Source organism: Micromonospora sp. NPDC005194 (genome assembly GCF_040608335.1).
Lineage (GTDB): Bacteria > Actinomycetota > Actinomycetes > Mycobacteriales > Micromonosporaceae > Micromonospora.
Map to the genome: position 1 here is coordinate 1 of NZ_JBEXIA010000054.1, position 18,412 is coordinate 18,412.

The following is an 18,412-nucleotide window of genomic DNA, read 5'->3' on the forward strand; positions in this document are numbered from 1 at the left end:
CACTATTCGGCATAAGAGTTTTTAACTAACGTTAATTGATGTAATCAGTGTTGAATTACGCTATGGCGCGGTCGTCGGCGGCGCGGTCGTCGGCGGCGCCGTGGTGGGCGGCGCGGTGGTCGGTGGGGTCGTGCTCGGCGGTACGCCGCCGGAGGCGTTGCCGCCGCTCCAGGTGTACGCCCCGGTGGTGGCCGTCCGACCGGCGGCCACGGTGAGCCGGGTGCCGGTGGAGAACGTGACGGTGATCGGGTTCGCCGTCGGGTTCGACGCCACGTAGGTGCGTGCCCCGTTGCGGGAGAAGACCGCGCTCAGCGGGTGGTTGGCGGTGACCGTCGTGTCGACGGTGCCCAGTGCCGCCAGGTTGCGGATCCAGTGGAACGTGTGCGCCCGGCTCTCCCCCTCCTCGGGGGTGTAGCCCGGGTTGGCGCGCAGGTTCGCCAGGGCCGCGTCGGGGTCGCCGAGGGCCTGGAACTGCCAGAGGATGTCCTGCCACACCGTCGGCGGGCCGCCGTTGTTGCGGACCAGCTCGGCGTAGTTGGTGCGCACGTACGCCGGGTTGTTGCCGAGGTAGAGGTGCCCGCCGGTGACCGGCAGCAGGTTGATGCCCTGGATCATCTCCGGGTCGGCGCTGAACCAGGTGGCGTACGCGCCGCCGTCGCCCCAGACCATGCCGACCGTCGAGTGCCCGAAGGCGGCGGGGAAGTTCTGGTCGCTCGCGTCGAACCAGTACTCCTGGATGGCGGCGGCCTGCGTCGTGTAGAGGAAGATGCCGGCGTCACGCACGGCGGTGTCGCCGGTGACCTGACCCCACTGGATGAGGGCGTTGGCGAAGTTCATCCCCTCCGACGACGACTCCTGGTTGTTGCCGGAGCCGAACGAGCCGTGCCCGGACGCCCAGTCGTGGCCGGCGTAGATGTCGAAGTCGCGCAGGTAGGGAAAGCGGGTGTCGTCGCGGCGGTAGTTGTTGGCGTCGCGGATCAGCAGGTCCACCATGCCGCCGTAGCGGCTGCTCGCGGCCCAGGACGGGTCGAACTTGGCCAGTGTCGCGGCGGCGGCGATGAAGTAGCCGTAGTGGAAGTGGTGGTCGTTGAGTTCCTGGTCGGAGCCGTACGACGCCGGGTAGCCGATCAGGGTGCCCCAGTTGGCGTCGTAGTAGAAGAGCCGCTGGGTCTTGCCGCTGGACGCGGTGAACCAGTCGGTGAGGGTGCTGCGGATCGCGTTCAGCGCGCTGTCGCGGGTGGCCGTGTCGTTGACCAGGTCGGCGACCTCGGCGAGCCGGGCGGCCCGGCCGAGCCCCTTGCCGGTCCAGTACGTGTCGTTGCCCCGCTGGTCCATCGGGTTGCCGCGGGCGGCGGCCAGGTGGCCGGTGAGCGTGGTCAGGTCCGCGCCGCTGCCGTCGCCGACGGCCGGCAGTTCGGGCAGGACTCCCTGGAACGCCATGGCGGTCCGGAACTGGTTGACGCCGGTGAGGACCTTCATCCGGCCGCGCGCCGACGGGTAGGTCGGCGTGATCGGCGTCGAGCCGGCGAGCGACTTCCACTGGTGCGGGTAGAGGCTGACCACGGTCTGCGTGGCGGTGCCCTCCCGGGCGGTGGTGGTGAACGCGTACGTCGTGCTCAGGCCGTTGGTCGACGGGTCGTAGGCGTAGGAGACGCGGGTGCCGGTGACGTGGGCGTGCGCGTACCGGCCGTAGGTGGTGGCCAGGTCGGCGCGTTCGGTGGCGTTCGCCGTCGGGGGCAGCAGGGCCACCGAGAAGTAGCCGCGACCCGCGAGGGTGGAGGAGATGCGGCCACCGCTGACGGTCCAGGTCGCGCCGCTGGGGGCGTACGCCACGTAGTCGTGACCGTTGACCCGGAAGCCGATGGTGGCGCCGTTGGTGGACCAGACGTCGGGGGTGCCGGACGTGCCGATCACCGCGTCGCCGCCGCTGGCCTGGAAGTACGCGAACGGCAGGCCGTGGCCGATGGTGGCGCGCAGGGTGCGGGTGCCGTCGCTCCAGTAGGGGCTGACCGTCCAGTCGGTCCAGCCGTCCACCTTCACCTGGGGCGCGGCGAGCCCGGCCACGCCGACGCGGATGTCCTGCACGTACGGGTAGTGGTACTCACCGACGCCGGTGGCCGTGCCGCTGATGGCGGGTGTGGAGTTGGCGGAGAAGCCGAGGCCGTCGGTGAACGTGTCGTAGGAGGTCGGGTGGGCGTGCAGGGGCTCGCTGAAGGCGCAGTCGGTGCGCTTCCACAGCAGCGAGGACCACCAGTCGTTGGTGGGTACGGCACCGGCGGGGGCGTTGGCGGTGGCGAACTGCCGGGGGTTGCTGGACATCGCGCCGCAGCCGGTGGGGAGCGCGCCGACGGGGGTGGTGGTGTAGCTGCCGGCGCCCACGGGCGCGGCCTCGGCGGCACGGGTGACGGGAATCGTGAGGCCACCGACGACCAGGGCCAGGGCGGTGGCGGCTGCCAGGGCCCAGCGGCGGTGGGGGACGGGAGGTTTCATGGTGCCTCCATCGCGCGTCCCGGTACGGACCGTGCCGACTCGGGCGCGTAGCGTCTGAATTGTGGAAAACGTCGATCGAGAGAGCGCTCTCTCAGCCGGCACGGTAATCGACCCCGGAGATCCCCGTCAATGTGTCAGTCCGGTTGCGTGCTGATGTCGCAAACTGATCGCCCACCGCGCCGCGGTGGCTAGCTGTCCGCCACGCCGAGCCCGTCCAGGTCGGCGTGCAGCGCGTCCGGCGCGCGCATCCGCCACGCGTCGGTCACGAGCTCGCTCAGGCGCTCGACGTCGACGGCCGCCAGGTGCAGCATCACCAGCGGCAGGCCGTCGTACCCGGACGTGGTGAAGAAGACCTCGGGCTCGCCGAGCAGGAGAGCCTGCTTCTCGGCCTCGTCCCCGACGAACAGCACCGCGATGTCGCGCCGGATCACCCGCGGCTTGCCCGGCCTGCGCTCGGGATAGGACCAGACGAAACCCTTGTCGGCCACCCGGAAGTCGAAGCCCTCGCTCTCGATCTCGACCGTGTGGGGCAGGGCCAGGGCCAGGCGGCGTACGTCGTCGGCGTCAGCCACCGAGACCCCGCACCGCGCGTGCCATCCGCATGCGCCGAGATTACGCACCAGGACCGACAGGTGGCGGGCGGGCCGCCCACCGACGACGTCAGCCGGCCGTGGCGGACAGGTCGACGGCCGTGGCGCCGACGACCGCCCGGTCGCCCTCGCGCTGGACGTAGCCGATCACCGTGGACTGGCCGGGGTCGAGATCCGGCGGCGTGACCAGCTCCACCTGTCCCTGCTCGGCGTCCAGGGGCACCGACGCGAAGGCGCGCACCACGTTGTCCTGCCGCAGCGTGCGGCCGGCGTTCTCTCCGCGGGCGATCTCGCTGTGCAGGCCGCGTTGCACGAGCGCCACGTTCACCACGGCGGGCTGCGACAGCCGCTGCGCGCGGTAGCCCAGCACCATCCGCTGCCCGCCGTCGGCGACCTCCGGAACGGACAGGGTGAGGGGCGCGGCGGCGGGCGACATCAGGGCGGACGCGACGGCGCTCGCCGCCCGGCCACGGTCGGAGCCGACGAACTCCACGGTGCCGTTGACGATCATCTGCGGGGTGTAGAGACGCCCCGAGCCGAAGCCACGGGCGTACGCCTCCTGCCGCGCCGTGTACGCCGCGTCCGCGAACTGGTCGGGCCAGCCCAGATCGGTCCCAGTAGTCGACGTGGAAACCCAGGGCGAAGACGGGCTCGCGCCGCGCCCGGGAGTCGTGCTCGATCGCGGTCAGCAGCTCCTCGGCGGGAGGGCAGCTGTTGCAGCCCTGGGAGGTGAACAGTTCCACGACGGCGACGCCGCCGCCCTCCGTCGGCCGTTCCGGCTGACCGGCGGGGTCCGATCCGTGCGGCGATGGCGTGGTCATGGCGTCTCCTCCCAGAGCCTGCTGGCGGCTCCGCGATTCCCGTTACCGCACCGACAACGCCTGGTCGGCGAGGCCGCGAGGGGGGATGGGGGCGTCCAGTGCCCGTCCGTGCCTGTCTACCCCCGGATCCGCCGTTGCGCCCGGGGACGCCACTTCCGACCGGGACCAGTCGCGCGTCGGCATACCGGCCCGCTCATGACAATCGCGTGACAAATTGGCCGGTACGCCGATCACGGGTTTCGACGGTGCCCGAGCCGGGGCACCAGAGCGTCGCTGACGACAACATCTTCGAAGGGACGGCCCCCGTGGAAATCCAGGGCTTCTTCACCGCGATCATCATCGGCCTGGTCATCGGCGCCCTCGGGCGGCTCGTGGTGCCCGGCAAGCAGAACATCTCGATCGTGCTCACCCTGGCGATCGGCGTGCTCGCCGCGATCCTCGGCACCCTCGTGGCCGGTGGGCTCGGCGTGGACGAGACCGCCGGCATCGACTGGATCGAACTGCTCCTGCAGGTGGTGTTCGCCGCGATCGGTGTGGCCGGCGCCGCCGCTGTGTTGGGCCGCCGACGCCCCTGACGCCCCGCTCCCTCGCCGGGCCCGCCGGCCCTCATGCGCCCGTGGCGACGACCTGTCGCCACGGGCGCTGTGCTTGGATGATTCGGTGGAGTTCACCGTGACAGACGTGCCCGCGCGGGAGCGGTTCGAGGCGCGCGACGAGACGGGCGCGGTCGCCGGGGTGGTCACCTACCAGCTGACCGGCGCCATCATCGCCTACACCCACACCGAGGTCGATCCGGCGTACGAGGGCCGGGGCGTCGGGTCGACCCTGGCCCGCGCGGTCATGGACGATGCGCGGGCCAGGAGGCGCACCGTGGTGCCGATCTGCCCGTTCCTCGCCGATTGGCTGGTCAAGCACCCGGAGTACGAGGACATCGTGGTGCGGTCCACCCGGAAGGTGAAGTAGCGGCCGGGCTCAGTGCCAGTCGCTGATCTGGACGTCGTCCGGCGCCGGCCTGCCCCGCCCGGTTTCCACCAGCTCCTTGAGGCTCATCAGGAACGTCGCCCACTTGGTGCCGCAGTGGTGCATGAACTCGCCCGGCTCGCGCCAGCCCTCGTGGCTGAACAGGACGATGGTGTAGTCGCCTCGCTGGTCGAGGCGCCAGTCGATCTCGGTGCCGACCCATTCCTCGGGGCCGTCGGTGACCCGCCAGCGGACGTGGCCGGTGGGGTCCAGCTCCAGGACCTCCATGTCGAAGCCCCCGGCGTCGCCGAACCGGAAGGCCAACTGCCCGCCGACCTCGCTCTTGCCGACCGTGTCGGTCGTCCACCAGGCGGCGAGGCCCTCCGGGGTGGCCACCGCGCGGTAGACGTCGTCGAGCGGGGCGACGACGCCGACCCGGTGCAGGATGTCGACCATCTCATTCTCCCTGGTTGTCGGTACGGTGACGTTCGATCGTCTCGGCGATCCGCTTGATCCGGCGGAGTCGGGCATCCCAGGTGGCGCCGACGGCGGTCAGTTGGGCGACCGCACGCGCGAGCTGCGCCTCGTCGACCTGGTAGTGACGCTCACGACCGGCCGGCGCGGAGTGGATCAGGCCGACCCGGTCCAGGACGGCCAGGTGCTTCGAGACGGCCTGGCGGGTGACGGGCAGTCGCTCGCTCAGCGACGTGGCGGTGCCGGGCCCGCCGGCGAGCAACAGGTCGATCATGCTGCGCCGGATCGGGTCGCCGATCGCCGACCACAGGGCGTCGTCGACGACCGTGCTCATGACGTGGCGACCAGCCGTGCGACGTACGTGCCGAGCGCGGGGATGTAGTGGTTCCACCCGCTGACGTGATCCTGGTACTGCTTCTCGAGCAGGGCGATCTCCCAGCCCATCTCGCGAAAACCGGTCTCCGTCATGCGGACGCGGGTCCCCGTCGCGATCGGGACGAGGTCGAAGGTGACCAGCAGCGACTGCCCGCCCCGGTCGGGCTCGGTGAAGGACCACCGGAAGGAGAACCGCTTCGGCGGGTCGACGTCCACGACGGCGAGGTCGACGGTCGTCGTCTCGCCGGTCTGCGCGTCGCGCCACACCAACTCGCCGGGAGCGCCCTCGACCGGTTCGAACCGGGCGTCGTCGGGCCACCACTCCCGCACGTGCTCGGGTTGGCTGATCACCTCGAAGACCACCTCCGGCGAGGCGTTGACGTCGATGTCGCGTTCGATGACTCCGTACTCCATGCGTACCACCCTTTCGCAACCTTTGGTTGCGTCAGGTTACAACGCTCGGGGCGCCTCGCGCAACCGATGGTTGCGTATTGGCCCCGGGTGCGGCACGACGCCTGGAACGGGCGATGACGGTACGGTCCATGGTGGGCAGTCGCCCTGCCCTCGCCATCGTCCCTCCACATCCCGTCGGGAGACCTGAACGATGACAGCCGCCACCTTCCGTGCCCTGCACCACGACCGCCCCGCCGGCGACCCGCTCGTCCTGCCGAATGCCTGGGACGCGGGCAGCGCCCGGGTGTTCGCCGACGCCGGCTTCGAAGCGCTCGCCACGCCGAGCGCCGGGGTCGCCGCCTCCCTCGGCTACGAGGACGGCGCCACCCCGCCCGCCGAGATGTTCGCCGCGGTGGCGAGGGTCGTCCGGGCCGTCTCCGTTCCGGTGTCCGCGGACGTGGAGGACGGCTACGGGCTCGCCCCCGCCGAGCTGGTCGAGCGGCTGCTGGAGGCGGGCGTCGTCGGCTGCAACCTGGAGGACTCCGAGGGGCACGCCACGCTCAAGGATCCGCAGCGGCACGCGGACTGGCTGGCCGAGGTGCGGGCGGCGGCAGGCGACGCGCTCGTCATCAACGCGCGCGTCGACACGTTCCTGTTCGGCTCGGGTGACCCGGCCGACGCCGTCGCCCGCGCGAAGCTGTACGTGGCGGCGGGCGTCGACTGCGTGTACCCGCTGCGGGCGCCGATTGAGGTCCTTGCGGTGCTGCGCGAGGGCATCACCGGCCCGATCAACATGGCCGCCGCGCCGAACCGGGAGTCCGTGACCGAGCTGGCCCGACACGGCGCCACGCGCATCACGTTCGGCCCGGGAATGCAGCGCTACGCGATGGCCGCGATCGGTGACCTGGCGGCCAACCTGCGCGCGTGAGGCACCGGCCGACCGGCGCGTCCTCAGCGGCGGCCGGTGCCGCGGGTGCGGGCGGCGCGCCTCGGTGAAGGGCGCCGCCCGGTCAGGCGTCGGCGCGGGCGGCCAGGGCGTCCACGAGGCGGCGGGCGGAGCCGGCCAGGTTCCACCGGCCGGCCAGCTCGAGCAGCCGCTCCGGGTCGGCGGGGGCGGTCGGCAGCGCGGTGGGCAGCTCCGGCAGGGCCACGTCCAGGGCGACCCGGACCACCGTCGGCGCGACGGCCAGGTAGTCGCGGGCGGCGGCCAGCTTGGTGCGCAGGCCCGGCGCGAAGGACGAGTCGGAGTCGTCCAGCGCGGCCAGGATGCCGTCGATGCTGCCGTACCGCTCGATCAGTCGCGCGGCGGTCTTCTCGCCGACGCCCGGCACCCCGGGCAGTCCGTCGCTGGGGTCGCCGCGCAGGGCGGCGAAGTCGGCGTACCGGTCGGCGGGCACCCCGTAGCGGGCGCGCACCGCCGCGTCGTCGCAGTCGTCGAGCTTGGCCACGCCGCGCCCGACGTAGAGCAGCCGCACGTCCCGGGAGTCGTCGATGAGCTGGAACAGGTCCCGGTCGCCGGAGACCACCTCGACCGGGCCCGGCTGGGTCACCGACAGCGTGCCGAGCACGTCGTCGGCCTCGTAACCGGTCGCGCCGACGGCGGTGATGCCGACCGCGTCGAGGACCTCCAGGATCATCGGCACCTGCGGGGAGAGCGTGTCAGGCACGACCTCACCGCCCTGCGGGGCCACCCGGTGCGCCTTGTACGACGGCAGCAGCTCGACCCGCCACGCCGGCCGCCAGTCGTAGTCCAGAGCGCACACCATCCGGTCGGCGCCCCGACCCCGGATGAGCGTGGCGAGCATGTCGAGGAAGCCGCGCACCGCGTTGACGGGCGTGCCGTCCTCGGCGCGCGCGGCGGACTCCGGGATGCCGAAGTAGGCCCGGAAGTAGAGGCTGGGTGCGTCGATCAGCAGGATCGGGGATCGGTGTGCCACGCCCGACAGCCTGGCACAGCCCTGCGACGATCAGCGGTACGCCCGGCCGCCCGGCGGCGTCAGCGCTGCTCGTCGTGCCGGTAGACGGTGTCGCGGCGGGCGAGGTGCTGCACGACGTAGCTGGTCACCAGCAGCAGGATCGCGACCAGCACCTCGACCCAGGCGGCGACGCCGTCGGCCACGGTGAGCCCGATGACCAGCAGGACCAGTCCGACGAGCGCGAGGACCCCGGCCCACAGTTGCCAGCGACGGCGGGTCGCCGCCCGGTTCGCGTCGTTCGCTGCCACGTCGGCCCTCCCGGTCGGTGCCACCCATGCGGGCGTCCCGATCCCAGGCTATGGCCCCCGCCCCGGTCCTACCCGGAAAACCACAGTGCGGGCAGGCCCTGGAACGGCGCAGACTGCCGGTGTGGCGTTTCTTCCCGGCCTGGTGCTGGCCCGCCGGTACCACGACGAGGTGGTCGCGCCGATTCTGCGCGGTCGTCTCCCCGACCTGCGGTACGCGGCGGGGCTGCTCGACGGTGGCTCTGAGGTGCTCGGCCTGGACACGGCCCGGTCCACCGACCACGACTGGGGCCCGCGCGTGCAGGTGTTCGTCGGGCTGGCCGACGTCGCCGCGATCCCGCGGATGCGCGCCGTGCTGGACCCGACCTGCCGACGGAGTTCCTCGGCTGGCTCGACGGGCGGCGCTGCGGTGGTATCCGCCGGACGTGTGGCGGTACGTCCTGGCCGCGGTGTGGACGCGGATCGCACAGGCTGAGCACCTGCCCGGCCGGTGCGCGGAGGTCGGCGACGAGGTGGGCTGCCGGGTCGTCACCGGGGGCATCGCCCGTGACGTGCTCCGGCTCGGTCTGCTGCTGCGTCGACGCTGGCCGCCGTACGACAAATGGCTCGGCACGGCCTTCGGCAGGCTGCCCGGCGCGGCCCCGGCGGTCGCGGCGCTGGCCGAGGCGACCGGCCCGGGCGACTGGACCCGGCGCCAGGCCTGTCTCGTCGAGGCGCTGGAGACCATGGCCCGGTGGACCGACGAGACCGGTCTGGCGGCACCGGTACGCGCCCGGGCCGGGCCGTTTCACCGCCGGCCATTCCTGGTGCTGCGTGCCGAGCGCGTCGCCGCCGCACTACGCGCAGCGGTGACCGACCCGACGCTGCGCGACCGACCGCTGCTGGGCGCGGTCGACCAGTACGTGCACAGCGTCGATGTGCTCAGCGACGCGACCCGGGCTCGCCGGGTGGCCGACGGCCTGTGGTCGGGTGCGGCGGTCACCGACCAATGGTGACGGCCGGACGCCGGCCCTGGTCGCGGTCGCGGTCGTGGTCGGTGAGGTCGCGCAGGCGCCGGACGGGGGAGAGCAGCAGCACCAGGGGCGCGCAGATCAGGGTCGCCGCGAAGACGAACAGGGTGGCGCGGGCGCCGAGCGGGCCGGCGAGCCCGCCGGCGACCAGCCCGCCGACCGGGATGGCGCCCCAGGAGACGAACCGCACGGTCGCCATCACCCGGGAGAGGAGTTCGGGTGGGCTGGCGATCTGCCGGTACGTCCGGGTGGTCACGCTGAGCACGACCGTGCCGAGAGAGAAGACGATGCTGCCGGCGGCGAAGGCGACGTAAGCCGGCCAACCGGTGCCACCGGGGATCAGGAACGCTCCGGCGACCGTCGTGAACCCGGCGGCGACCAGCGCGCGGGCGCTGCCGAGCCGGGTGGTGATCCACGTGGTGAGGGCAGCCCCGACCAGCGCGCCGACACCCTCGACGGCGAGCAGGACGCCGACCAGGCCGGCCGGCGCGTGCAGGTCGCGGACCAGGTAGAGCGGGTGCAGCGCGAACTGCGCGCCGCAGACGAAGTTCATGGCCGTCGCGGCCCACATGCACGGGCCCATGACCGGGTGGTACGCGACGTAGCGCCAGCCCTCGCGGATCAGCTCACCGACCGGCGGCCACTGCTCGGGTGCGTCGACGCGGCGCGCGGGCAGGGTACGCAGCAGAGCCGCCGAGACGAGGTAGCTGGCCGAGTCGACGAGCAGGGTGGGCACCGCGCCGAGCGCCTGCACGGCGAGCCCACCGAGTGATGGGCCGCTGAGCAGGGTCGCGGCGTGGGTGGCCGAGGTGAGGCTGTTGCGCGACTGCAACTGCTCGCGCTCGACGATGCTGGGCAGGAAGGTCGAGTTGGCCACGTCGAACACCACGTTGGCGAAGCTGACGACGAGCGCGGTGACCACCAGGTGGGTCACGGTGAGCTGCCCCCACCACCAGGCCAGCGGGATCGAGGCGACGGCGAGGGCGCGGGCCAGGTCCGCGCCGACCTGGGTGCCGCGCAGCGGTAGGCGCTGCACGATCACACCGGCGGGCAGGCCGATCACGATCCAGGCGACGTAGCTGGCCGCGGCGATCAGACCCATCTGCCACGCGGAGGCGTCCAGGACGGTGAGCGCGGTCAGCGGCAGGGCCACCGCGCCGACCGCCGACCCGACCAGACTGGTCGTGCCGGCGGTCCACCAGCGCCAGAACACACCGGCTCGTTCGTCGACGTGCATGTCGTCGGCCCCCGTCCGTCGCGCCGATGCGTTCCCGGTGTCAGTGCGTGCCGGGGATAGTCCGTTCCAATCTGGAACGGACTATAGTCGTGTCGGGCGAAGGGAGGAAGCGGGTGCGACGAGAGGATCTCGCGGACGCGGACTGCGGCATCGCGCAGGCGCTCGGCGTGCTGGGGGACTGGTGGACGTTCCTCATCGTGCGCGACGTCGCCGGCGGCACGACCCGCTTCGACGCGCTCCAGCGCGAACTGGGCGTCAGTCGGCGGGCGCTTACCGAACGCCTCGCCGCCCTGGTCGAGCACGGCGTGCTGGAACGCCGCCCGTACTCGGCGCACCCGCCCCGGCACGACTATCTGCTGACCACGAAGGGCGAGGGCCTGCTGCCGGTGTTGATCGCCCTGCAGGACTGGGGAACGAGGCACCTGATGGGTGACGGAGAGCTGACCGCGACCGCCGACGACGCCTCGGCCGAGGCCCGACGGGCACACGCGCTGGTGGGCCGACGGCTGCCGGAGGTCGCCCTGCCCGGCGCCGACGGCCGGCCGGTCGCGTTGACCGCGCCGGACGTCTGGAGCGTCCACTACCTCTTCCCCGGGGCGTACGCGCCGGGGACGCACGGCTACCCGCCGGGCTGGGCGGAGATCCCCGGCGCCCGGGGCTGCACCCTCGAATCGACCACGTACGCCGACCGGCACCCGGCCTTCGAGGCGGCCGGGGTGCGGGTGCGCGGGATCAGCACCCAGCGGCCGGACCAGCTCGCCGAGTTCGCCGCGTACGCGGGGCTGCCGTTTCCGTTGCTGTCCGATCAGGACGGTCGGCTCGCCGCGGGGCTGCTGCTGCCGGTCTTCTCCGCCGGCGGGGTGACCCGGTTCAAGCGACTGACGATGCTCGTCGACCCGACGTCGGTGGTGCGGGCGGTGCAGTTCCCGGTCACCGATCCGGCCGGATCGGTCGACGAGATGCTGGCCCTGGCCCGCGACCACGCGACGATCCCCGGCTGACGCGGGGCGTCGACCGGGGATCGCAGCGTCAGGTTCAGGTTCAGGCCGGAAGCGTCCAGCGCTGGTTGGCGCCGGCGAAGCAGTCCCAGATCTGCAACCGGGCGCCGTCGGCCGAGCTGTTGTCGGTGACGTCCAGGCACTTGTTGGACTGCGGGTTGCGCAGCGTGCCGTTGGACTGCGCCTGCCAGACCTGGGCGCCGCTGCCGTTGCAGTCGTACAGCTGCACCTTGGCGCCGTTGGCGGTGGAGCCGCTGGTGATGTCGGCGCACTTGCCGAGGGCGCGCAGCGTGCCGTCGCTGGCGACGGTCCAGGTCTGCGCGTTGGTGCCGTTGCAGCCCCAGAGCTGGATGGCGGTGCCGTTGGCGGTGCTCGCGGACGCCACGTCGACGCACTTGCCGCCGAGGCCGGTGATCTGGCCGGTACGACCGGACGGCGGCGGGGTGGTGCCGCCCATGATGGTGTCGTACATGGCGCTGACCAGCGAGGTGGAGCCGGTGGTGTCCTGCGACAGCTCCCAGTTCATGACGCCGCCGGCGTTGGTCAGCGCCCACTGCGTCTTGCGCTTGACGGTCGGGACGCCGTTGTAGCACTGCTGCGCGCCGCCGGCCGTGGTGCAGTCCCGGTTGGCGTTGGCCGGGTCCAGGGCGACGAGCGCCGAGTACGTGTAGTAGCCGGGGCGGCTGTAGAACGGGATGCCGAGGACGGCCTTGCTGGCCGGCAGGCCGCGGGACTTCCACAGGTTGATGCTGTTGATCGACCAGTCGTAGTTGGAGTGCGGGCTGCCGCCGTCGTACGCCATGATGTTGAGCCAGTCGACCTGGCCGAACACGGCCGTCGGCACGCCGTCGAGGTAGTAGCCCTCGGAGACGACGGCCGCGGTGAGCAGCTTGCCGCGGCTGTGCATGGCGCTGCCGAGCTGGGTCATGAGCTGGCTGTAGTTGTTCGCCGAGGCGCCCGGGTCCGGGTACTCCCAGTCGATGTCGACGCCGTCGAGGTTGTACTGGTTGACGAAGTTGACCAGGTTGTTGACGAAGGCGGTCCGGCTGCCGGAGTTGGCCGCGAGGGCCTCGAAGGCCGAGTCGTTGCCGTCGTTCCAGCCGCCGACGGCGATCGAGACCTTGACGTTGTTGGCGTGCGCCTGGGAGACCAGCGAGGAGAGTTTGCTCGGGTTCTCCACGGCGCGCAGGCTGCCGTCGTTGTTGGGCAGCACGAACGCGTAGTTGATGTGGGTGAGCTTGTTGTACTGGATGGTGTTGACGTTGCCAGCCCACGAGGGCATGTAGCCGACGCTCTTGAAGTTGTTCGGCAGCACCACGGCCTGCGCGGCGGTGGGGACGAGGGTGACGGTGGCGGCGGCGGTGGCCAGGGCGAGCAGGCCGGCGGTGCGGGCGCGGCGCAGTGGTGAGGACATCGGGGGCCTTCCCGTGGGCGGGGGACGACGCCCGCCCACGCAGGGTTGTCGCGGGCGGGAAATGCGGTACGCAGAAACGGGTGGCCTCGAGGCAGCCAAATCTTAAAGAGTGTTAACTGTCCGCGTCAATCAACGCCGATGGATTTCCTCGCCCGGGCGGATGCGGGGTTCTGGGGATGCCCAAACGACCGTTAAGCTCACGGGGTGGGAACCGATGAGTTGTACCCGCCGAACCGGCTGCTCGCCGCGCAGCGCGCCACCGCCGCGGCCGGCCTGGACGCGCTGCTGCTCACGCCCGGCTCCGACCTGCGCTACCTGACCGGGTACGACGCCCACGTGGGGGAGCGGCTGACCTGCCTGGTGCTGCCCGCCGAGGGTGCGCCCACGCTCATCGTGCCCCGGCTGGAGCGTCCGGCCGCGGAGGCGGCACCGAACACCGGCGTCCGCATCGTCGACCACCCCGACGGCGTCGACCCGTACCCCCTGGTCGTCGCCGCCCTCGACGGCCCGCCGTCGGCCGTCGGGCTCGCCGACCGGATGTGGGCCGAGCAGGTCCTCGCCCTACGCGCAGCGCTGCCCGGCGCCGCGCAGCGGCTCGCCGGCGAGGTGCTGCGCGAGCTGCGGATCCGCAAGTCCCCGGCGGAGGTCGCGGCGCTCGCCGAGGCGGGCGCGGCCATCGACGAGGTGCACCTGCGGATGGGCCAGTGGCTGCGCCCCGGCCGCACCGAGGCCGAGGTGGCGGCCGACATCGCGGCGGCGATCCGCGACGCCGGGCACGCCACTGTCGACTTCGTCATCGTGGCCGCCGGCCCGAACGGGGCCAGCCCGCACCACGGCACCTCGGATCGGCCGATCGGCGCCGGCGAGCCGGTGGTGGTGGACATCGGCGGCACGATGCCGTCGGGCTACCGCTCGGACTGCACCCGCACCTACGTGGCGGGCGGGCCGGCGCCGGCCGACTTCGTGGACTACTACGCGGTGCTGCACGCCGCCCAGAGTGCGGCGGTGGCGGCGGTGCGTCCCGGGATCACCGGCGCGGCGGCCGACGCGGCGGCCCGGGAGCCGATCGCCGCCGCCGGTTACGGCGATGCGTTCCTGCACCGCACCGGGCACGGCATCGGCCTGGACGGTCACGAGGAGCCCTACCTGGTGGCCGGCAACGACCGGCCCCTGGAGGCCGGCATGGCGTTCTCCATCGAACCGGGCATCTACCTCGCGGGCCGGCACGGCGCCCGCATCGAGGACATCGTCGTCTGCACGACGGACGGCGTGCAGCGGCTCAACACCACCCCCACGGAGCTCATCGCGCTATGACTGTCGACCGGATCCTCCCCACCGACGAGGCCCACGACCTGCTGGACCTCGCCACCGAGCTGGCCGACCGCGAGCTCGCGCCGAAGGCCGCGAGCTTCGAGGAACGCGCCGAGTTCCCCCGCGAGGTGCTGCGCACCATCGGCCGCGCCGGCCTGCTCGGCCTGCCCTACGCCGAGGAACACGGCGGCGCGGCGCAGCCGTACGAGGTGTACCTCCAGGTGCTGGAGATCCTGGCCAGCCGGTGGCTGGCGGTCGCCGAGGCGGTCAGCGTGCACACCCTGAGCTGCTACCCGGTCGCCGCGTTCGGCAGCGCCGAGCAGCGCAAGCTCCTGCCCGACATGCTCGGCGGCGAGCTGCTCGGCGCGTACTGCCTCTCCGAGCCGCAGGGCGGCTCCGACGCGGCGGCGCTGAGCACCCGGGCGGTCCGCGACGGCGACGCGTACGTCGTCTCCGGCACCAAGGCGTGGATCACGCACGCCCAGGTGGCCGACTTCTACAACGTCTTCTGCCGCACCGGCGGGCCCGGCCCGAAGGGCATCTCCTGCCTGGTCGCCGACGCGGGCACCGCCGGCATCGCGCCGCAGGCCGCCGAGCGGACCATGGGGCTGCGGTCCTCGCCGGTGGCGCAGATCGCGTTCGAGGAGGCGCGGGTGCCGGCCGACCGGCTGGTCGGCGGCGAGGGGGCGGGCTTCACCATCGCGATGTCCGCGCTGGACTCGGGTCGACTGGGCATCGCCGCCTGCGCGGTCGGGCTGGCCCAGGCCGCGCTCGACTACGCGGTCGGCTACGCCCGGGAGCGACAGCAGTTCGGCCGGTCCATCATCGACTTCCAGGGCCTCGGCTTCCTGCTCGCCGACGCGGCCACCCAGATCTCCGCCGCCCGCGCGCTGACCCTGGCGGCGGCCCGGCTGCGCGACGCCGGGCGTCCGTACTCGATCGAGGCGGCGAAGGCGAAGCTCTTCGCCACCGACATGGCGATGCGGGTGACCACCGACGCCGTGCAGGTGCTCGGCGGCGCCGGCTACGTGGCCGACCACCCGGTCGAGCGGTACATGCGCGAGGCGAAGGTGCTGCAGATCGTGGAGGGCACCAACCAGATCCAGCGGTTGGTGATCTCCCGGGCGCTCGCCAAGAGCTGAGCCGGCGGCCCAGCGCGGCGTTCGTCGTCGCCGTCGCGCCGATTTCCCGGTAGGTTGCTCGCCGTGGAGGAGATCGACCGCGCCATCGTCGCCGCGCTGACCGCTGACGGCCGTCTGTCGTACACCGACCTGGCCGAGAAGGTGGGGCTGTCGGTGTCCGCCGTGCACCAGCGGGTGCGCCGGCTGGAGCAGCGCGGGGTGCTCAAGGGGTACGCCGCCCGGGTGTCGTTCGAGGCGCTGGACCTGCCGTTGACCGCGTTCGTGGCGATCCGCCCGTTCGACCCGTCGCAGCCGGACGACGCGCCGGAGCGGCTGGCCCACCTGCCGGAGATCGACTCGTGCTATTCGGTGGCGGGGGAGGACTTCTACCTGCTGCTGGTGCGGGTGGCCAGCCCGGCGGACCTGGAGCGGGTGCTGCAGGAGATCCGCACCTCGGCGAACGTGACGACCCGGACGACTGTGGTGCTGTCCACGCCGTACGAGAACCGCCCGCCGAAGATCAGTGCCGGGGCACCGAGTCGGTCGCGGTCCCGGGCGCCGGAGGAGCCGGCTGGTTCCACCGCAGGATGACCTGCCGGCCGTGCTCGTGACCCAGGGCGCTGACCGTGGCGGTGTCCAGGCGCAGCCGTCCGCCGGCGGACGGGGGCAGCCCGATCCAGCGGGCGCCGAGCACCCGCAGGCTGTGCGCGTGGCCGACCAGTGCCACGGTGCCCCGGTCGAGCAGCGGGGTGACGCGGGCCAGTACCCGGTCGAGCCGGTCACCCACCTGGGCGGGTGACTCCCCGCCGGGGCAGCCGTCGGTCCAGATGTTCCAGTGCGGGTCGTCGTCGTGGATGTCGACGGTGGTGCGGCCCTCGTATTCGCCGTAGTTCCACTCGCTGAGGTCCTCGTCGACGTGGTCGACGGTGAGCCCGGCCAGCTGCGCGGTGCGCAGCGCCCGGGAGCGGGGACTGGCCAGGACGGTGACGAAGCGCCGGCCGGCCAGGAACGCGGCGAGGGTGCGGGCCTGTCGCTCGCCGTCGGGGGTCAGCTCCAGATCGGTGTACGAGGTGTGCCGCAGGCTGGCGCTCCAGGTGGTCTCGCCGTGCCGGATCAGCAGGAGCTCTCCCATGCGGCCAGTTAACCATCGCGCCGGGGCGGCCAGTGCCGCCCTCTCTCAACCTATCTTCCTAGGATGCCTTACAGGGTGTGCCGACCGGCACCACCGGTTTCGGCACCGGGAAACCGGGCAACCGAGCCTCGACAACCGCCAGACCGAGGAGGCGCGATGAGCTTCACCGAGAAGGCAAAGAACAAGGTTGAGCAGATGGCCGGCGCCGCGAGGGAGCGCGTCGGCGATATGACCGACAACGAGTCGATGCGTGGTGCGGGCGCGAGCCAGCAGGGTGACGCGCGCGCCAAGCAGGCCGGGCAGAACACGAAGGATGCCGGCAGCAAGATCAAGGACGCTTTCAACAAGTGACCTGAGCGGTCGTCGGGTCCCCGGGCAGGTGCTGCCCGGGGACCCGACGCGTGTGGGCCGTTAGGGTCGGCGGCGTGACTGTGCTCCGTTCCCTGGTGTTGTTCGTGCTGGCCGCCCTGGCCGAGATCGGTGGCGCGTGGCTGGTCTGGCAGGGTTGGCGGGAGCAGCGCGGCCTGTGGTGGATCGCCGCCGGCGTGGTCGCGTTGGGCTGTTACGGCTTCGTGGCCACGTTCCAGCCGGACGCCAACTTCGGCCGCATCCTGGCCGCGTACGGCGGGGTGTTCGTGGCGGGTTCGTTGGGCTGGGCGATGGTGGTGGACGGTTTCCGCCCGGACCGCTGGGACCTGACCGGCGCGGCCCTGTGCCTGCTCGGCGTCGCGGTCATCATGTACGCCCCGCGTGGGGGTTCCGCCTGACCCGCGCGCGGGTGACCTCGCGGGCGGTGTGTCCCTGGAAGGCGACATACCTCAGAGTCATATTCATACCTCTGAGGTATGTCGCTTACCGGAGCGGCACCGCCCAAGCGGGCCTGAGACGTGCCCCCACGAGCCCTCGTGGGGCGCATGCGGGGGACAGTGAGGTGCTTTCGCGTCTGCGATGATCTGCGGCGTGATCCGAGCTGGGCTTCGCCCGTTTCTTGGCGTCGTGGTCGTGGCGGCCGTCCTCGGCAGTGCCGGATGTGAAGCGTCCCGGGTGCCGCCCGCGGACCAGCCGGTCTTCGTCGGCTCGGCCGCCTCGTCGAGCCCATCCACGCCGTCCGTCGCCTCGTCGGCCGGTGTCCCGTCTGCGCCGGCGGTTGCCTCGGTGCCGGGCGCGACGCCGACCGGGACCAGGGCGCTGGTGGTGGACCACGGGCCGCGGACCGGTAACAAGGTCGCGTTGACCTTCGACGCGGACATGACCGACGCGATGTTGGGCAACCTGCGTGCCGGTCGGGTGAAGTCGTACGCCAACCTGCGCATCCTCGACCTGCTGGAACGGGAGCGGGTCCCGGCCACGTTCTTCCTGACCGGCAAGTGGGTGCAGCGGTATCCGGACGTGACGCGGCGGATCGCGGGTAATCCGCGCTTCGAGTTGGCCAACCACACGTACGGGCACGCGGCGTTCACCGGTCACTGCTACGACCTGCCCACGAAGCCGGTGAACGAGTTGCGCGGCGACGTGGCGAAGACGTTCGAGGTGATCGAACCGTACGGGGGTCGGCAGACCCGGTACTTCCGTTTTCCGGGGCTCTGTCACGACGCGGCGGCGCTGGACGCGCTGGCTCCGCTCGGCGTGACGGTCGTCGACGGGGACGTGGTCAGCGGCGATCCGTTCGCGACCGCGTGGAAGCCGTTGGTGCGGGCGGTGGTGGACCACGCCCGCCCCGGGTCGGTGGTGATCATGCATGTGACCGAGGCGAACGCGGCGATGACCGATGAGGCGTTGCCGCACATCCTGGCCGGGCTGGCCGAGCGGGGGCTGGTGCCGGCCCCGCTGTCCGAGGTGCTGGCCGCCGGGTGAGTCGGCGGCCA

Annotated in this window: 23 protein-coding genes and 1 pseudogene; 12 read left to right on the top strand and 12 right to left on the bottom strand. The window is 72.3% G+C overall.

Translation table 11 applies throughout. The features are described from left to right. Positions 1-60: 60 nt before the first annotated feature. The 4 genes and pseudogenes from ABZU53_RS29555 to ABZU53_RS29570 form a co-directional block, all read right to left on the bottom strand. Entirely contained in the window at positions 61-2,490 is a 2,430-nt protein-coding gene (locus ABZU53_RS29555; protein ID WP_355068822.1) for a glycosyl hydrolase, read from the bottom strand. A gap of 188 nt (positions 2,491-2,678) precedes the next feature. Further along, complete coding sequence (locus ABZU53_RS29560; protein WP_355068824.1) at positions 2,679-3,062, bottom strand: hypothetical protein; 384 nt, start codon at positions 3,060-3,062, stop codon at positions 2,679-2,681. An 88-nt stretch (positions 3,063-3,150) separates the two neighbouring features. Continuing rightward, complete coding sequence (locus ABZU53_RS29565) at positions 3,151-3,687, bottom strand: DUF1223 domain-containing protein (RefSeq protein WP_355068860.1); 537 nt, start codon at positions 3,685-3,687, stop codon at positions 3,151-3,153. A 7-nt stretch (positions 3,688-3,694) separates the two neighbouring features. Further along, positions 3,695-3,901 (bottom strand): annotated as a pseudogene (locus tag ABZU53_RS29570) (DUF1223 domain-containing protein); the annotation flags it as partial. A 305-nt stretch (positions 3,902-4,206) separates the two neighbouring features. Here ABZU53_RS29570 and ABZU53_RS29575 point away from each other — a divergent pair. Both ABZU53_RS29575 and ABZU53_RS29580 read left to right on the top strand, forming a co-directional pair. Then, positions 4,207-4,476 carry a GlsB/YeaQ/YmgE family stress response membrane protein gene (locus tag ABZU53_RS29575; RefSeq protein WP_354862070.1) on the top strand — a complete coding sequence of 90 codons (270 nt, stop codon included), beginning with the start codon at positions 4,207-4,209 and terminating at the stop codon, positions 4,474-4,476. 97 nt (positions 4,477-4,573) lie between these two features. After that, entirely contained in the window at positions 4,574-4,864 is a 291-nt protein-coding gene (locus tag ABZU53_RS29580) for a GNAT family N-acetyltransferase (RefSeq protein ID WP_355068826.1), read from the top strand. Between the two features lie 9 nt (positions 4,865-4,873). Here the strand turns inward: ABZU53_RS29580 and ABZU53_RS29585 are convergent, their stop codons facing one another. From ABZU53_RS29585 to ABZU53_RS29595, 3 genes are read right to left on the bottom strand one after another with little or no spacing between them, the layout of a single operon-like run. Next, the gene (locus tag ABZU53_RS29585; RefSeq protein WP_355068828.1) at positions 4,874-5,317 is read right to left on the bottom strand and encodes an SRPBCC domain-containing protein; all 444 of its coding nucleotides are present in this window, start codon (positions 5,315-5,317) and stop codon (positions 4,874-4,876) included. Position 5,318: 1 nt separating this feature from the next. After that, positions 5,319-5,669, bottom strand: coding sequence for a metalloregulator ArsR/SmtB family transcription factor (locus ABZU53_RS29590; protein ID WP_354862075.1), 351 nt, complete (start codon positions 5,667-5,669; stop codon positions 5,319-5,321). Next, positions 5,666-6,124: an SRPBCC domain-containing protein gene (locus tag ABZU53_RS29595; protein WP_354862077.1), complete on the bottom strand. Its 459-nt coding sequence runs from the start codon at positions 6,122-6,124 to the stop codon at positions 5,666-5,668. Before ABZU53_RS29595 ends, ABZU53_RS29590 begins: the two co-directional genes overlap by 4 nt. A 190-nt stretch (positions 6,125-6,314) precedes the next feature. On the opposite strand from ABZU53_RS29595, the gene ABZU53_RS29600 reads away from it, so the two are divergent. After that, a complete protein-coding gene (locus tag ABZU53_RS29600) occupies positions 6,315-7,031 on the top strand; it encodes an isocitrate lyase/phosphoenolpyruvate mutase family protein (RefSeq protein WP_354862079.1) in 717 nt (238 codons plus the stop codon). Between the two features lie 82 nt (positions 7,032-7,113). Here the strand turns inward: ABZU53_RS29600 and ABZU53_RS29605 are convergent, their stop codons facing one another. Both ABZU53_RS29605 and ABZU53_RS29610 read right to left on the bottom strand, forming a co-directional pair. Then, a complete protein-coding gene (locus ABZU53_RS29605; RefSeq protein ID WP_354862081.1) occupies positions 7,114-8,040 on the bottom strand; it encodes a 5'-3' exonuclease in 927 nt (308 codons plus the stop codon). A gap of 59 nt (positions 8,041-8,099) precedes the next feature. Next, a complete protein-coding gene (locus ABZU53_RS29610) occupies positions 8,100-8,327 on the bottom strand; it encodes a hypothetical protein (RefSeq protein ID WP_355068830.1) in 228 nt (75 codons plus the stop codon). Between the two features lie 121 nt (positions 8,328-8,448). On the opposite strand from ABZU53_RS29610, the gene ABZU53_RS29615 reads away from it, so the two are divergent. Together ABZU53_RS29615 and ABZU53_RS29620 are read left to right on the top strand one after the other, a co-directional pair. Continuing rightward, positions 8,449-8,799, top strand: coding sequence for a hypothetical protein (locus ABZU53_RS29615; protein WP_355068831.1), 351 nt, complete (start codon positions 8,449-8,451; stop codon positions 8,797-8,799). Then, positions 8,750-9,319, top strand: coding sequence for a DUF4037 domain-containing protein (locus ABZU53_RS29620; RefSeq protein WP_355068833.1), 570 nt, complete (start codon positions 8,750-8,752; stop codon positions 9,317-9,319). Before ABZU53_RS29615 ends, ABZU53_RS29620 begins: the two co-directional genes overlap by 50 nt. On the opposite strand, the gene ABZU53_RS29625 is transcribed toward ABZU53_RS29620, so the two are convergent. After that, on the bottom strand, positions 9,303-10,571 hold the full coding sequence (locus ABZU53_RS29625; RefSeq protein WP_355068835.1) for an MFS transporter: 1,269 nt from the start codon (positions 10,569-10,571) through the stop codon (positions 9,303-9,305). The genes ABZU53_RS29620 and ABZU53_RS29625 overlap by 17 nt on opposite strands. A 113-nt stretch (positions 10,572-10,684) precedes the next feature. Between ABZU53_RS29625 and ABZU53_RS29630 the strand changes: the two genes are divergently transcribed. Then, positions 10,685-11,572, top strand: coding sequence for a winged helix-turn-helix transcriptional regulator (locus tag ABZU53_RS29630; protein ID WP_355068837.1), 888 nt, complete (start codon positions 10,685-10,687; stop codon positions 11,570-11,572). Between the two features lie 40 nt (positions 11,573-11,612). On the opposite strand, the gene ABZU53_RS29635 is transcribed toward ABZU53_RS29630, so the two are convergent. Beyond that, the gene (locus tag ABZU53_RS29635) at positions 11,613-12,983 is read right to left on the bottom strand and encodes a glycosyl hydrolase family 18 protein (RefSeq protein ID WP_355068839.1); all 1,371 of its coding nucleotides are present in this window, start codon (positions 12,981-12,983) and stop codon (positions 11,613-11,615) included. A 204-nt stretch (positions 12,984-13,187) separates the two neighbouring features. On the opposite strand from ABZU53_RS29635, the gene ABZU53_RS29640 reads away from it, so the two are divergent. From ABZU53_RS29640 to ABZU53_RS29650, 3 genes are all read left to right on the top strand, one after another. Beyond that, entirely contained in the window at positions 13,188-14,297 is a 1,110-nt protein-coding gene (locus ABZU53_RS29640) for a Xaa-Pro peptidase family protein (protein ID WP_355068841.1), read from the top strand. Next, on the top strand, positions 14,294-15,436 hold the full coding sequence (locus tag ABZU53_RS29645) for an acyl-CoA dehydrogenase family protein (RefSeq protein ID WP_355068843.1): 1,143 nt from the start codon (positions 14,294-14,296) through the stop codon (positions 15,434-15,436). Before ABZU53_RS29640 ends, ABZU53_RS29645 begins: the two co-directional genes overlap by 4 nt. Positions 15,437-15,499: 63 nt before the next feature. Next, positions 15,500-16,006, top strand: a complete 507-nt coding sequence (locus ABZU53_RS29650; RefSeq protein ID WP_007460055.1) for an Lrp/AsnC family transcriptional regulator — start codon at positions 15,500-15,502, stop codon at positions 16,004-16,006. On the opposite strand, the gene ABZU53_RS29655 is transcribed toward ABZU53_RS29650, so the two are convergent. Continuing rightward, positions 15,936-16,547, bottom strand: coding sequence for a histidine phosphatase family protein (locus ABZU53_RS29655; RefSeq protein ID WP_354862192.1), 612 nt, complete (start codon positions 16,545-16,547; stop codon positions 15,936-15,938). The genes ABZU53_RS29650 and ABZU53_RS29655 overlap by 71 nt on opposite strands. Positions 16,548-16,703: 156 nt before the next feature. Here ABZU53_RS29655 and ABZU53_RS29660 point away from each other — a divergent pair, with 156 nt between their 5' ends. From ABZU53_RS29660 to ABZU53_RS29670, 3 genes are all read left to right on the top strand, one after another. Then, positions 16,704-16,898, top strand: coding sequence for a CsbD family protein (locus ABZU53_RS29660; RefSeq protein ID WP_354862191.1), 195 nt, complete (start codon positions 16,704-16,706; stop codon positions 16,896-16,898). A gap of 74 nt (positions 16,899-16,972) precedes the next feature. Then, the gene (locus ABZU53_RS29665) at positions 16,973-17,314 is read left to right on the top strand and encodes a YnfA family protein (RefSeq protein ID WP_354862189.1); all 342 of its coding nucleotides are present in this window, start codon (positions 16,973-16,975) and stop codon (positions 17,312-17,314) included. A 277-nt stretch (positions 17,315-17,591) separates the two neighbouring features. Beyond that, positions 17,592-18,401, top strand: coding sequence for a polysaccharide deacetylase family protein (locus tag ABZU53_RS29670; protein ID WP_355068845.1), 810 nt, complete (start codon positions 17,592-17,594; stop codon positions 18,399-18,401). Positions 18,402-18,412: the final 11 nt, after the last annotated feature.